This is a genomic window from Rhodococcus sp. ENV425, assembly GCF_002887785.1.
GTDB lineage: Bacteria > Actinomycetota > Actinomycetes > Mycobacteriales > Mycobacteriaceae > Rhodococcus > Rhodococcus aetherivorans.
On the sequence record NZ_PCZU01000149.1, the window covers coordinates 67,190 to 80,575 of the forward strand.

Below are 13,386 nucleotides of genomic sequence, written 5' to 3' on the forward strand. Positions count from 1 at the left end.
CCACCATCTCGGTGCCCCCGCACGGCGGTCACCTCGACACCGGCTCCGACAACGACGTCGACGTCGAAGGCACCGGCGTGCTGCGGGTGTCGCTACTCGGCTTCTCGGTGTTCTTCCGGTTCCTGCGCGGCCCCGAGCGGGCGGGCGCGGACGTCGTGCGCGAGTTCCGCGCCGCGATGGCCGGTCGCGGCGAGAAGGGTCTGCTCGTCACCACCGGGACGTTCGGCGACGACGCCCGCGCCGAGGCGCACCGGCTCGGCGCGCCGCCCATCGAACTCGTCGACGGCGACGGCCTGTGCGATCTGCTCAAGGAGCACGGTCTCGGGGTCCACACCACGGTGCGCACCGTCGAGGACGTCGCCCTCGTTCCCGCCTTCTTCGCCGAGCTCGGCGGCCGGTAGCCGCGCCGCGTCCCCGTCGCGCGGGCCCCGAATCCCGATGTGCCCGCGCGGGACCCGCGAGTGTGGTGCAATACCGGAAGCTCGACACCCTGTCCGCCGTGCACGCTCGTCCAAGCGAGGTTCGATGGCCATCTCACGTCGGGAACTGTTGCGGTACGCGGCCGTCGGCTCGTGCGCGGCCTGGGTGTCGGCTGTCGCCGCCCCCGGGGTGGCGCACGGCCGGGAGGTGCTCGGCACGATCGTCGACTACTCGGCGGCCGTGCCGTCGCCGTCGTCGATCCGGGCCGCCGGGCACATCGGTGCCATCCGGTACGTCTCGGACCGCCGGCCGGGCGCCGAATGGATGCTGGCCAAGCCGCTGACGGAGTCGGAGGCCGCCGCGCTCGTCGCCGGCGACCTCGAGGTCGTGTCGTGTTATCAGTTCGGCAAGGCCGACACGGCGGACTGGCTCGGCGGATACGACGCCGGGGTCCGGCACGCGACGCGCGGCCTCGACCTGCATCGGGCGGCCGGGGGACCGGCGGACCGGCCGATCTACGCCTCGATCGACGACAATCCGTCCGAGCAACAGTTCGCCGACCTGATCGCGCCGTACCTGCAGGGCTGGCACGACGTGGTCGGCGCCGGGAACACCGGCGTGTACGCCAACGGGCCGACCATCTCCTGGGCCCGCGACGCCGGCCTGGGATCGTTCTACTGGCAACATGATTGGGGCACGGCCGAGGGCTACGTGCATCCCGCGGCGAACCTGCACCAGGTGGGCGGCGGGACGATCGACGGCATCGGCATCGACGTCAACAATGTATTCAGCGCCGACTACGGGCAGTGGTCGCTCACCGCCGGTTGAGCCCGCCGGGCCGCGCCCGGGGAACGGCGGCGGTCAGGGCCAGCGCGACGGCGGAGGCCGCGATCGACAGCAGGAAGGTGGCGCGGAACCCGTCGAGGGCGGGCACCGTGTAGGTCCCGACCGTCGTGGTCATCGCCGCGAGCACCACGCTCACCACCGCCGCGGACGTGGACGTCCCGATCGAACGCATCAGCGTGTTGAGACTGCTCGCGGCGGCGGTCTCGGAGAGCGGCACCGCGCCCATGATGAGGGCCGGCATCGCCGCGTACGCCAGGCCGATGCCCGCCCCGATGATCATCCCCGCCACGACGATGTGCCAGATCTCGGTGTACGCGACGTAGACCAGCACGTAGCCGGCGCCCACCACCACGACCCCGCTCGCCAGGGTGACCCGTGGCCCGTGGCTGCCGGTGATCCGCGCGGAGACGGGGGACAGCGCCATCATGACGATCCCGCCCGGCGCGATGAGCACTCCGGCCGTCACCATGGACAGCCCGAATCCGTAGCCCGTCTCGGTGGGGGCCATCAGCAACTGCGGGAACGCGAGCATCTGTCCGTAGATCGCGAATCCGACGGCGACCGACGCGAGGTTGGTCAGCAGCACCGGGCGCCGCGCGGAGATCCGTAGATTCACCAGGGGTCGCGCCGTGCGCAGTTCGTAGTATCCCCACACGAGCGCCGCGCCGGCGGCGCCGGCGAACATGCCCAGGGTCAGGGGATTCGACCAGCCCCAGGTGCCGCCCTTGGTGACGGGCAGGAGCAACAGCGTCAGCGTGACCGAGAGGCCGATCGCGCCGACGACGTCGAACCGGCCGGGGTTGCGGTGGGGCGACTCCGGGATCACCTTCAGCACCATGGCGATGCCCAGCAGGCCGAAGCCGGCGGCGGCGGCGAACAACATGTGCCAGTCGGCGATCTGGGCGATGGCCGCGGCGACGGGGAATCCGACGGCGCCGCCCACCCCGAGGGTGGCGCTGATGGTCGCCATCGCCCCGGCGATCCGCCGGGGCGGCAGTTCGTCGCGCAGGATCGCGATGCCGAGCGGGATCGCGCCGGTCGCCGCGCCCTGCAGGGCGCGGCCGGCGATCATCGGGAGCAGCGACTCGGCGAGGGCGCAGACGAGGGAGCCGGCCACGACCGCACCGAGGCTGACCAGCAGCATGCGCCGCTTGCCGAACATGTCGCCCAGCCGGCCGCTGATGGGGGTGAGGACCGCCGCGGCGAGGAGCGTGGCGGTGACCGCCCATGAGGCGTTCTCCACGGACGTGCCGAGCAGGTGCGGCAGCTGGGGGAGCAGGGGGATGACGAGGGTCTGCATCAACGCGACGACGATCCCGCACAGGGAGAGCACCGCGACGAGACCACGGGGTGCGGGGCGTTCGGCTGTGACCGGAACGGGGGTCTCGACGGCCATGCGCCTCCTCGGGTCCGGGGGCCGCGCGATACGGGCGGGCATGGACGTGATCTACGAGATGTATCAGGTTCCCCACCGGGAGGGCAGCCGCGCGCCCGCCGATCGGGACACGGGCCCGGCCGGTCAGCTCTGGCAGTGCGCGGCGGGGTCGGGTTCGGCGGCGGTGACGACGAGCGTGGGATGCGGGTCGTCGGGGGCATCGTGGACACCGCGCCACGACAGCAGCGACCAGCGGGACAGTCCCGACAGCGCCGAGCCGAGGCTGGCGAACGACAGCGACGACAGGGCCGAACCGAACGAGCCCACCGAACCGACGGACAGCACCGACCCCACGCTGCCGATCGACAGGATCGAGTACGCCGAGCCGATGGACAGGATCGAGCCCTCGGAGCGGACGGACAGGATCGACCGGTGTGAACGGCGCGAGCGCAGGGACCGGGAAGCGGTGAGCCTGGACGGTGTTTCGGCCATGACTCGGTCTACCACGCGGTTCCCGGCTCGGGAAGCGCCCGGACGACGGAGGCCGCCGGGGGATGATCCCGGCGGCCTCGGCCAAGGTGCGGATGATCGGTCAGGCGACCGTGACGAGCCCGATCGTCGGCAGGAAGGTGCACGAACGCGGGGCCGCGCCCGCGGCCTGCGTGGTGATGCCGCCGGAGATCACGGCGGCCACGTTGCCGGAGCCGGTGTCGGCGATCGCGCTGAGCGTCGTCGGCCCGTCGGGGTTGATCCTGGCCTCGTTGGTCAACGTCGCGGTGCCGCTGCGGCCGTTGGAGACGTTGATCCAGCTCACCGTCAGCGGCTGCGCCTGCTGGTCGGCGAACTTGGCGGTGCCCAGGGCGGTGAACACGAACCCGGCCTGGCCGGCCTTCGGGCCCGGCGGCGGGAGCGGCGCGGGGCCGGCCACGGCGAGCGCGGTGCCGATGGAGTCGCCGCCGTCGCGGATGCAGTCCTTGCCGATGCTCGGGTACAGGAACTGGGAGATCGCCACGGCGCCCGGCTCCGGAATGTCGGGTCCGCCGCCGCCGCTGCCGTCGAGGAAGGTGATCACGCGCTGGAGCAGGGCCTTGACCGAGTCCGGCAGCTGCGAGTTCGCGAGCAGTTCCTTCGCCTGGTCGAGGAGCTGATTCTTGCCGTCCGCGACGTCGGCCGGGCCGGCCGCCGCTCCGACGATGGCGGGGGCGAGGGAGGCGAGGGCCTCGACCTCTTCGGGGGCGGCTGCCTGGGTGCTGAGCATGCCCATGAGCGACTCGATCGACAGATCCGCCGGCACCTGGTAGCCGGCGAACTCGGCCGGCAGCTGGAGCACGTCGGGGATGCCCGGAACGACGGGTTGCGCGACCGCCTGCGACGGCACGGTGAGCGCCGCGGCGGCGGCGAGGGCGCAGGCGGTGAACATCCTGCGCGTTGCTCGGGTTCGAAGCACTTTTCCCCATCCTTGTCGTTGAAGCGGCTCCGGAGCGCGAGGCGCCGATGCCGCTGACGGCTCGGGGAGACACTTTATGTAGGCCCCCCGATCAGTACAAGCCGTGGCCGGTCTCACAGCCGCGCCCGTACTGGCGGGAGTCTAGCCATAACGTGTTCCGATCAGTGGTGTCCGCTCGAGACTACGTGTGACTGATGTGGTTTTTGTGAGAGTAGATGAAACTGTTACTGATGTGAGTATCGTGTTCGGCCCGCCGCCGCGGAACGGATAGTCTGCATCCGTCCCCGGCCCTTCCCCCCGGGGTGACGTGACGACGGGAGGCCGCACCGCAGTGTCCGATCCGGTTCGCCCGCATCGACTGTGGTGGTGCGCGGCCCTGCTGGCCGTCTCCGTCGGGGCCCGGCTGGCGTGGAACTTCCTCACGCCCAACGGCATGAATCTCGTGGATCTGCACGTGTACGTCGACGGTTCCGCGGCGCTGCTGCGCGGCGAACTGTACGACTTCACCTACACCCGGGACACTCCCGAGTTCTCCCTGCCCTTCACCTACCCGCCGTTCGCGGCACTGGTCTTCTTCCCGCTGCACTATCTGCCCTTCCCGGTGGTCGGGGTGGCGTGGCAGCTGCTGACCGTCGCCGCCCTGTTCGGCCTCCTGCGCATCTGCCTCGAGTTGCTGTTCGGTTCCGCGGCGCACGGCGCGCGCTGGACGGCGGTCGCGCTCGTGTGGACGGCGGCGGGCATCTGGACGGAGCCCATCCGCACGACCCTCGACTACGGACAGGTCAACGTGTTCCTGGCCTTCGGCGTGATGGTCGCGGTCCGCAGCAACCGCTGGTGGCTCTCGGGCGGACTGGTCGGATTGCTCGCCGGCATCAAGCTGACCCCGGCGATCGCCGGCATGTACTTCGTGGCGCGTCGCCGCTGGGCGGCGGCGTTCTTCTCCGCGGCGACCTTCGCCGCCACCGTCGCCGTCAGCTGGCTGGTCCTCGGCGACCAGGCGCGGACCTACTTCACCACGTTGTTCGGCGACGCCGACCGGATCGGGCCGGTGGGGTCGGTCTGGAACCAGTCGCTGCGCGGAGCGCTGAGCCGCATCGTGGGACACGACGTGGGCACCGGGCCGCTGTGGCTGGCGGCTGTCGCGGCCTCGGCGGTGCTCGCCGTCGCGGCCTGGCGTGCCCTCGGCCCGGACGACCGGCTCGGCACGATCGTCGTCGTCGAACTGTTCGGCCTGCTGGTGTCGCCGATCTCCTGGATGCACCACTGGGTGTGGGTGCTGCCGATGCTGCTGTGGCTGGTCTACGGGCCGCTCGCCGGCCGCCCCGGCACCCGTGTGCTCGCCGGGTTCTGGGCGGTGCTGACCGTCGTCGGGGTGCCGTGGCTCCTCGGCCTGGCGCAGGACTCGATGTGGGACATCTCCCGCCCCGCCCTGCTGGCCTGGGCGGGCGCGTGCAACGTGGTGGGGGTGCTGGCGGTGTACGCGTGGATCGTCTACACCGGGCGCCCGGCTGCGGCCCCGCCCGTCAGCCGCGGGCCAGCGCGTCGATCTTCCGGGCCAGCTCCACGTCCGACCCGGTGATCCCGCCGGCGGAATGGGTGGACAGCGAGTAGGTCACCTTCCGCCAGCGGATGTCGATGTCGGGGTGGTGGTTCGCCGCCTCGGCGGCCTCGGCCACCCTGTCCACCAGCGCGACGGCCGCGGGGAACGAGGAGGACTCGACGGTCCGCACGATCGCGTTCCCGTCCCGTCGCCACTCGGGCAGCTGGGCGAGGGCGGCATCGATGTCGGCGTCGGAGAGCAACTCGGCCATGCCCCATTCTGGGACGATGCCGCACATGAGTGCAACGACGGGCCGGGCGGACGAGGTAGTGGCCGGGGCGATCTTCCGCGACGGCCGGCTGTTGCTGGCCCAGCGCATCGGGCCGCCGGAGCTCGCGGGGCTGTGGGAGCTGCCGGGCGGCAAGGCCGAGCCGGGGGAGTCCGCCGAGGCGGCGCTGCGCCGGGAGCTGCGCGAGGAACTGGGCGTGGAGGTCGCCGGTGCGCAGCGGGTCGGGGTCGGGGTGCCGCTGGACGGCGGCCGGGTGCTGCGTGCCTACCGGGTGGAGCTGCTCTCCGGGGAACCGCGGCCGCTCGAACACGCGGCGCTGTGCTGGGTGGACGCCGACGAGCTGGAGCAGATCGACCTGGTGCCGAACGACCGGCTGTGGCTGCCGGAGCTGCGCGCGCACCTCGGGCGCTGACGGGGCGGCCGGTCAGGCGGCGCGGGCCTTCTTCAGGCGCTTCGCGAGTTCCTTCCCGCCGAGGCCCTCGTGCTCGAGCCTCTTCATCCGCATGATCACCACGGGGCAGCGCACACAGCGGGTCTTCTTGCGGCAGCACTTCTTCTTGGGCTCGAGCTGCGCGACCCTGCTCGCCTTCACCTTGCCCATCCGTGTCGCCGGCCTTTCGTCGGTGGGTCCCGGACCACAGCACTGGGCCCCTGGTCACATCAATTGGAAAGTTAGCATGCCCTAACAAAGGCGGAGGCGCCCGGCGAGCCGGTTTCGGCGGCCCGCAGCCGCCGGCGGGTTCGCCGAACAGTGCGCCGGGACGTGGCGAACGTCACGCTCCGGCCCGCGAACTGGTGAATCAGCCGTCGGCGGGCGCGAGGTACCACGTCCGGCCTGTACTGTATTGGAGGCCGCAGTGCCTGTGCGGGCCGTTCGCGGCCGCGAACGGGTGACTCGCATTCGCGACGCGGCCACCGCAAGAACGCCGTACGGGCGAGGTGCCGTCTGGGTCCAGTGCCGTGTGGCCGGACAACAGCCAGGAGAGCCATCGCGTGAGCACCGCCAGTTTCCGCAACGTCGCCATCGTCGCGCACGTCGACCACGGAAAGACCACCCTCGTCGACGCCATGCTGCGCCAGTCGGGCGCCTTCGCCGAGCGCGCGGAACTCGTCGACCGGGTCATGGACTCCGGTGACCTCGAGCGCGAGAAGGGCATCACCATTCTCGCGAAGAACACCGCCGTGCACCGGTACAACGGCGACGGCACCGTCACCGTCATCAACGTGATCGACACCCCGGGTCACGCCGACTTCGGTGGCGAGGTCGAGCGCGGCCTGTCCATGGTCGACGGCGTCGTCCTGCTCGTCGACGCATCCGAGGGCCCGCTGCCGCAGACCCGCTTCGTGCTGCGCAAGGCGCTCTCCGCGTCGCTGCCGGTGCTGCTGGTGGTCAACAAGACCGACCGCCCCGACGCCCGCATCGCCGAGGTCGTCGAGGAGACCCACGACCTGCTGCTCGACCTCGCCTCCGACCTCGACGACGAGGCCTCCGAGGCCGCCGAGCAGCTGCTGGACCTGCCGGTCCTGTACGCCTCCGGGCGCGAGGGCAAGGCGTCGACGGAACAGCCCGAGAACGGACAGGCGCCCTCCGCCGAGAACCTCGACGCGCTGTTCGACGTCCTCATGAAGTACATCCCCGCCCCCAAGGGTGATCCGGCCGCACCGCTGCAGGCCCACGTCACCAACCTCGACGCCTCCGAGTTCCTGGGCCGCCTGGCGCTGCTGCGCATCCACAACGGCGAGCTGCGCAAGGGCCAGACCGTCGCGTGGATGCACGCCGACGGCGTGAAGAACGTGAAGATCACCGAGCTGCTCCAGACCATCGGTGTCGAGCGCCGGCCCGGTGACGTCGCCGTCGCCGGCGACATCGTCGCCGTCGCCGGTATCCCGGACATCATGATCGGCGACACCCTTGCCGACGTGGACAACCCGGTCGCCCTGCCGCGCATCACGGTCGACGAGCCGGCCATCTCGGTGGTCATCGGCACCAACACGTCGCCGCTCGTCGGCCGCGTGCAGGGCCACAAGCTGACCGCGCGCATGGTCAAGTCCCGTCTCGACTCGGAGCTGGTCGGCAACGTGTCGCTGCGCGTGCTCGACATCGGCCGCCCCGACGCCTGGGAGGTGCAGGGCCGCGGCGAGCTGGCGCTGGCCATCCTCGTCGAGCAGATGCGCCGCGAGGGCTTCGAGCTCACCGTCGGCAAGCCGCAGGTGGTCACCCGGCAGGTCGACGGCAAGGTGCACGAGCCCTACGAGGAACTCACCATCGACAGCCCCGAGGAACACCTCGGCGCGATCACCCAGCTGCTCGCGGCCCGCAAGGGCAAGATGGTGCAGATGTCCAACCACGCCGCCGGATGGGTGCGCATGGAGTTCATCGTCCCGTCGCGCGGCCTCATCGGGTTCCGCACCGACTTCCTCACCGAGACCCGTGGCACGGGCATCGCCAACGCCGTTTTCCACGGCTACGCTCCGTGGGCCGGGGAGATCCGCGCACGGCACACCGGCTCGCTGGTCTCCGACCGCTCGGGCTCGGTCACGCCGTTCGCCATGATCCAGCTCGGCGACCGCGGCACCTTCTTCGTGGAGCCGGGCAGCGACACCTACGAGGGCCATGTCGTGGGCATCAACCCGCGCGCCGAGGACCTCGACATCAACGTCACCCGCGAGAAGAAGCTCACCAACATGCGCTCCTCCACGGCCGACGTGATGGAGACCCTCGCGAAGCCGATCACCCTGAGCCTCGAGGAGGCCATGGAGTTCTGCGCGTCCGACGAGTGCGTCGAGGTCACCCCGGAGATCCTCCGCGTCCGCAAGGTGCACCTGTCGGCCACCGACCGGGCCCGCGCCCGCTCGCGGGAGAAGGCTCGCAACAAGTAGTCGCGGCAGTGGTGGTCCCGGCGCGGCCGGGACCACCGCCGCATCCCGGAGGGAAGGGAGGCCGGATGCGCAGGATCGCCGGGATCACCGCGGTCGCCGCGGTGCTGGGGTTGACGGCGTGCACCGCCGATCCGCCGCCGCCGATCGAGCAGACCGAGCCCACCCGGACCCCCACCCCGGTTCCCCAGCTCAACACCGTCGTGGTGGCCGTCGACGACGTGGGCGCCGGGCTCAACCCGCACCTGCTCGCCGACCAGTCGCCCGTCGGCAACACCGTCGCCGGGATGGTGCTGCCGAGCGCGTTCCGGCCCGTGCCCGACCCCGCGCGGCCCGGCGCCTCCGCCTGGGTGCTCGACGAGTCCGTCCTCGCATCGGCCGAGGTCACCTCGCAGGCCCCGTTCACCATCACCTATCAGGTGCGCGACGAGGCGCAGTGGTCCGACAGCGCGCCCATCGCCGCCGAGGACTTCCGGTACCTGTGGCAGCAGATGATCACCCAGCCCGGTGTGGTCGATCCCGCCGGATACCGCCTCATCGAGGACGTCGGATCCTCCGGCGGCGGCAAGACCGTCACCGTCACGCTGCGCGAGCCCTACCCGGCGTGGCGGGAACTGTTCACCCACCTGCTGCCGGCTCACCTCGTCAAGGACACTCCGGGCGGTTTCACCACGAGCCTCGCCGAATCGATCCCGGTGTCCGGCGGGCAGTTCCATGTCAAGTCCGTCGACCGCGGCCGCGGCGAGATCCTGCTCGAACGCAACGATCGCTTCTGGGGCACGCCGGCCCGGCCCGACCGGATCCTGTTGCGCCGCGGCGGAACCGACGCGCAGCTCGCCGAGTCCATTCGCACCGGCGACGCGCAGGTCGCGCAGATGCACGGTGGGGGATCCGCGCTGCTCGCCCAGCTCGGCGCGATCCCGCAGGTGCGCACCGGCACCCAGCTGCAGCCCCGCGTCCTCGAGCTGACCCTCAACGGCCGCACGACCGAGTTCGCCGATCCGCGCGTGCGCCGGGCCGTCCTCGGGCTTCTCGACCCGGACCTGCTGGCCACCGTCGCGGCCGGCACGGAATCGGCCGTCGTCGCGGCCCGCGCGCAGGTGCTCGCCCCGTCCGATCCCGGCTATTCGCCGACGATGCCGCCGCGGCCCGGCCGCGAGGAGTCCCTCGCGCTCCTCGCCGGGGCCGGGTATGTACCGGCCGGCCCGGCGACGATCGACGCAACCGGCACCCCGGCGCCCGAGACCGCGACCACGGGTCTGCTCGCCCAGGGCGGCGTGCCGCTCACCCTCGTGCTGGGCGTGCCGGAGAACTCGCCGGTGGCCGACGCCGTCGCCCGCACCGCCGCGGACCAGCTGCGTGGGGCCGGTGTCGCCGCCACCGTGACGACGTTGCCGCCGGACGAGCTCTACGGCGACGCCCTCGTCGAGGGGACCGTGCATGCGGTGGTCGGCTGGACGCGCGCCGGAGGCGACCCCGCCACCGCTGCGCTGTCCCGATTCGGTTGCCCCCCAGCGCTTCCCGAGCAGGGCCCCGGCTCCGTCGAGCCGGCTCCCGCACCCACCCCGACGCCGGAGCCCGCCCCCGGCGGTGACGCCGAGTCCGTTCCGGACGGTGACGCCGAGTCCGTTCCGGACGGTGACGCCGGGCCGGTTCCCGACGGTGACACCGGGCCGGTTCCCGACGACGAGATCGAGGCCGCCGAGGCGCAACTCGCCGCACCGAGCAACGTGTCCGGGGTGTGCGACCCCCCCCCCGACCCGGAACTCGCCGGGGCCCTGCGCGGCGCCGGCGACGTGCCCGCCGTCCTGGCCGGGGCGCAGCCGAAGCTGTGGGACCTCGCCGTCACCCTGCCGATCGTGCAGGACCGCACCGTGATCGCCGCGGGACCCGGCGTCGAGGGCGTGACGCTGGCCGGCTCGATCCCTGCCGGTTCCCTGTCCGACGCGCAGAACTGGTGGAGGACCACACCGTGACCGATCGGAACGCCCCCGCGCCGAAACGCCTGCTGCTGGTGCACGCCCATCCCGACGACGAATCCATCACCACGGGCGGCACCATCGCCCGCTACGCCGCCGAGGGCGCCGAGGTCACCGTCGTGACGTGCACCCTCGGGGAGGAGGGCGAGGTCGTCGGCGACGAATGGGCGCAGCTCACCGCCGACCGGGCCGATCAGCTCGGTGGCTATCGCATCCACGAGCTCGGCCGGGCGCTGGCCGCCCTCGGCGTGCCCGCGCCCCGCTTCCTCGGCGGCGCCGGGCATTGGCGCGACTCCGGGATGGCCGGCACCCCGTCGGCCGCGAACCCGCGGGCCTGGGTGAACGCCGACCGCGACGAGGCGGTGGCCGCACTCGTCGCGGTGATCCGGGAACTGCGCCCGCACGTGGTGGTCACCTATGACCCCGTGGGCGGTTACGGCCACCCCGACCACATCCAGGTGCATCACGTCGTGACCGCAGCGGTCGAGGCCGCGGGGACCGGCGCCTACCCGCACGCCGGCGCACCGTGGGATCCGGCGAAGCTGTACTGGACCGTCACCGAGGCGAGCGCCCTGCGCCGCGGCATCGCGGAGATGACCGGCCTGCCCGACGGGTGGCAGCGTCCCGGCCCCGACGACCTGCCGTGCGTGCCCGACGAACAGGTCACCACCGTGGTCGACGTCGCCGGCGTGCTCGACGCCAAGCGGGCGGCCCTGGCGGCGCACGCGACCCAGGTCGTCGTCGCGCCCGGCGGAGCACAGTTCGCCCTGTCCAACCTCGTCGCGCAGCCCGTGCTGGAGCAGGAGCACTACGTGCTCGTCCGGGGCGACCGCGGCGACGTCGACGGCTCCGGCCGGGAGCGTGACCTCTTCGCCGGGCTGAGTTAGTGTGACCACGAGCACCGGACAGGTGATCGTGGTCACACGAGAGGGTCCTGATGTACAACTGGTCCGTCCAGAACCAGATCGTCGCATTCGTCGATTCGCTGCGTCCCTACGCGGACCAGATCAACGCCGCCTACTACCAGGCGCTCTACGGATTCGCGGACCAGGCCAGCCACGTGCTGACGCTCATGGGCTACCCGCCGGTGCCGTGATCGGCCGGGACCCGGTGACCACCCACCCGCGCCGGTGGCGCACTATCGAACGATGACGGTCGATCCCGCCACCACAGCCACCGAAGCTCCCGCCCCGCCGGCGCCGAAGCCGCGGCCGGGCATCGTCGCGCTGCTGACCTTCGACGGCTTCCTCTGCGCGCTGCTGTCCGTGTTCTTCCTCGGCCTGTACATCGGCACGGTGCCGTTCCCGATCACGATCGTGCTGGCCGGCGCGGCGAACATGCTCCTGGTGATGGCGATGCGTGCCGAGACCGGGTCCGCCTCGCGCGCGGCGTGGCCGCTGCTGGCGTGGATCGTCGGCTTCGTGGTGTGCCTGGCCGGCGGTCCCGGCGGCGATCAGCTCCTCGTCGCCGACTGGCGGACCCTGCTGCTGCCGGTCGGTGCGCTCGCCCCCGCCGGGTTGCACCTGTTCGTCGCCCGCATGGCCGCGCTCACGAGCGCAGTCCGGCAGCCCGCGCCGCGTCCGTGAGCACGGCGGTGAGCATGGCCGGGGTGAGCCGGCCGGTGAACGTGTTCTGCTGGCTCACGTGATAGCAACCGAACACGTGTAGCGGCCTGCGGTCCGCAGCGTCGCCGCGCGGCCGCAGTTCCACCGCCGTGCCGTGCCCGAATCCGGGGCGGGGACGCGGCACGGCCCAGCCGGCGTCGTCGAGCACCGGGAGCAGCGCCCGCCATCCGAAGCCGCCGAGCACCACGACCGAGCGCAACGTCGGCGCCAGCAGCTGTAGCTCCGCGTCGAGCCAGGTGCGGCACGTGTCCCGCTCCTGCGGCGTCGGCCGGTTGGCCGGCGGCGCGCAGTGCACCGGCGACGTGACGCGGGTGCCGAACAGTTCGAGGCCGTCGCCGCGGTGCGTCGCGGTGGGCTGCGACGCCAGGCCCGCCGCGTGCAGCGCGGCGTACAGGAAGTCGCCCGAGCGGTCGCCGGTGAACATCCGGCCGGTCCGGTTGCCGCCGTGCGCGGCCGGGGCCAGGCCCACGATCAGCAGGGACGCATCCGCCGGTCCGAACCCGGGCACGGGACGCGCCCAGTACTCCTCGTCGCGGTATGCGGCACGCTTCTCGCGGCCCACCTGCTCCCGCCACGCGACCAGGCGCGGGCAAGCCCGGCACTCGATCAGGCGCGCGTCGAGCGCGGCCAGGTCCGGGGGCCGATCGATCGGGTTCATCGGCGCACCCATCCGTCGCCGGCCCCGGGAGTGACCGCCTCGACCAGCGCCCACGCCTGCTCCGCGGGGAGGTCCACCACCGCGTAGCGGCCCGTACCGGCCGGGGTCGCGGCGACGACCGTCGCCACCCCGGCGCGGCGCTGGAAGAACGTCTGCCGCACCGTCCAGCCGATGATGCCGTCCGCCTCGAGCGAGACGCGGCGCCGATCCAGCGACCCGCCGCGGGTGATCAGCCACGACGTCGCGTCCTGCGGCCCCGCCCCCAGCACGGCATGCCCCAGGCTGCGGTAGCGATCCCACGCCAGCCCCACCGCCGCCACCGTGACAGCC

The 13,386-nt window shown here is 72.4% G+C and carries 16 protein-coding genes; 9 read left to right on the forward strand and 7 right to left on the reverse strand.

Annotated features, from left to right (window positions below; translation table 11 throughout):
- Window positions 1-401, forward strand: a 401-nt coding sequence (locus CQZ88_RS30935) for a restriction endonuclease (protein WP_258008569.1), incomplete at its 5' end; no start/stop codon positions are given.
- A gap of 124 nt (window positions 402-525) precedes the next feature.
- Window positions 526-1,248 carry a DUF1906 domain-containing protein gene (locus CQZ88_RS11970; RefSeq protein WP_029542328.1) on the forward strand — a complete coding sequence of 241 codons (723 nt, stop codon included), beginning with the start codon at window positions 526-528 and terminating at the stop codon, window positions 1,246-1,248.
- On the opposite strand, the gene CQZ88_RS11975 is transcribed toward CQZ88_RS11970, so the two are convergent.
- The 3 genes from CQZ88_RS11975 to CQZ88_RS11985 all read right to left on the reverse strand — a co-directional run bounded on the left by CQZ88_RS11975 (window position 1,235) and on the right by CQZ88_RS11985 (window position 4,061).
- The gene (locus CQZ88_RS11975; protein WP_006933931.1) at window positions 1,235-2,662 is read right to left on the reverse strand and encodes an MFS transporter; all 1,428 of its coding nucleotides are present in this window, start codon (window positions 2,660-2,662) and stop codon (window positions 1,235-1,237) included. The two genes, CQZ88_RS11970 and CQZ88_RS11975, sit on opposite strands and share 14 nt — an antisense overlap.
- Before the next feature lie 123 nt (window positions 2,663-2,785).
- Window positions 2,786-3,133: a hypothetical protein gene (locus CQZ88_RS11980; protein ID WP_029542331.1), complete on the reverse strand. Its 348-nt coding sequence runs from the start codon at window positions 3,131-3,133 to the stop codon at window positions 2,786-2,788.
- 100 nt (window positions 3,134-3,233) lie between these two features.
- Window positions 3,234-4,061 carry a hypothetical protein gene (locus CQZ88_RS11985; protein ID WP_037200674.1) on the reverse strand — a complete coding sequence of 276 codons (828 nt, stop codon included), beginning with the start codon at window positions 4,059-4,061 and terminating at the stop codon, window positions 3,234-3,236.
- A 358-nt stretch (window positions 4,062-4,419) separates the two neighbouring features.
- Between CQZ88_RS11985 and CQZ88_RS11990 the strand changes: the two genes are divergently transcribed.
- Window positions 4,420-5,667 carry a mannosyltransferase gene (locus CQZ88_RS11990; protein WP_102799794.1) on the forward strand — a complete coding sequence of 416 codons (1,248 nt, stop codon included), beginning with the start codon at window positions 4,420-4,422 and terminating at the stop codon, window positions 5,665-5,667.
- Here the strand turns inward: CQZ88_RS11990 and CQZ88_RS11995 are convergent.
- Window positions 5,612-5,899, reverse strand: a complete 288-nt coding sequence (locus CQZ88_RS11995) for a 4a-hydroxytetrahydrobiopterin dehydratase (RefSeq protein WP_029542335.1) — start codon at window positions 5,897-5,899, stop codon at window positions 5,612-5,614. The genes CQZ88_RS11990 and CQZ88_RS11995 overlap by 56 nt on opposite strands.
- 25 nt (window positions 5,900-5,924) lie before the next feature.
- Here CQZ88_RS11995 and CQZ88_RS12000 point away from each other — a divergent pair, with 25 nt between their 5' ends.
- The gene (locus CQZ88_RS12000) at window positions 5,925-6,329 is read left to right on the forward strand and encodes a (deoxy)nucleoside triphosphate pyrophosphohydrolase (protein WP_029542337.1); all 405 of its coding nucleotides are present in this window, start codon (window positions 5,925-5,927) and stop codon (window positions 6,327-6,329) included.
- A 12-nt stretch (window positions 6,330-6,341) separates the two neighbouring features.
- Here the strand turns inward: CQZ88_RS12000 and CQZ88_RS29880 are convergent, their stop codons facing one another.
- Window positions 6,342-6,509 carry a hypothetical protein gene (locus CQZ88_RS29880; RefSeq protein WP_006933942.1) on the reverse strand — a complete coding sequence of 56 codons (168 nt, stop codon included), beginning with the start codon at window positions 6,507-6,509 and terminating at the stop codon, window positions 6,342-6,344.
- Window positions 6,510-6,910: 401 nt separating this feature from the next.
- Between CQZ88_RS29880 and typA the strand changes: the two genes are divergently transcribed.
- The 5 genes from typA to CQZ88_RS12020 all read left to right on the forward strand — a co-directional run bounded on the left by typA (window position 6,911) and on the right by CQZ88_RS12020 (window position 12,359).
- Window positions 6,911-8,797 carry a translational GTPase TypA gene (gene typA, locus CQZ88_RS12005; RefSeq protein WP_006933946.1) on the forward strand — a complete coding sequence of 629 codons (1,887 nt, stop codon included), beginning with the start codon at window positions 6,911-6,913 and terminating at the stop codon, window positions 8,795-8,797.
- A 65-nt stretch (window positions 8,798-8,862) separates the two neighbouring features.
- Window positions 8,863-10,770, forward strand: coding sequence for an ABC transporter family substrate-binding protein (locus CQZ88_RS12010; protein ID WP_102799795.1), 1,908 nt, complete (start codon window positions 8,863-8,865; stop codon window positions 10,768-10,770).
- Entirely contained in the window at window positions 10,767-11,660 is an 894-nt protein-coding gene (gene mshB / locus CQZ88_RS12015) for an N-acetyl-1-D-myo-inositol-2-amino-2-deoxy-alpha-D-glucopyranoside deacetylase (RefSeq protein WP_083662478.1), read from the forward strand. The genes CQZ88_RS12010 and mshB overlap by 4 nt, the downstream gene beginning before the upstream one ends.
- A gap of 50 nt (window positions 11,661-11,710) precedes the next feature.
- Window positions 11,711-11,869 (forward strand): hypothetical protein, encoded by a 159-nt coding sequence (locus CQZ88_RS29885; RefSeq protein ID WP_006933951.1) that lies wholly within the window; start codon window positions 11,711-11,713, stop codon window positions 11,867-11,869.
- A 52-nt stretch (window positions 11,870-11,921) separates the two neighbouring features.
- Window positions 11,922-12,359 (forward strand): hypothetical protein, encoded by a 438-nt coding sequence (locus CQZ88_RS12020; protein ID WP_006933953.1) that lies wholly within the window; start codon window positions 11,922-11,924, stop codon window positions 12,357-12,359.
- Here CQZ88_RS12020 and CQZ88_RS12025 read toward each other — a convergent pair.
- Window positions 12,322-13,056 (reverse strand): uracil-DNA glycosylase, encoded by a 735-nt coding sequence (locus CQZ88_RS12025; RefSeq protein ID WP_006933956.1) that lies wholly within the window; start codon window positions 13,054-13,056, stop codon window positions 12,322-12,324. The genes CQZ88_RS12020 and CQZ88_RS12025 overlap by 38 nt on opposite strands.
- Window positions 13,053-13,386 (reverse strand): PH domain-containing protein (locus CQZ88_RS12030; RefSeq protein ID WP_180986998.1); only part of this gene is annotated, 334 nt, incomplete at its 5' end. The genes CQZ88_RS12030 and CQZ88_RS12025, both read right to left, overlap by 4 nt.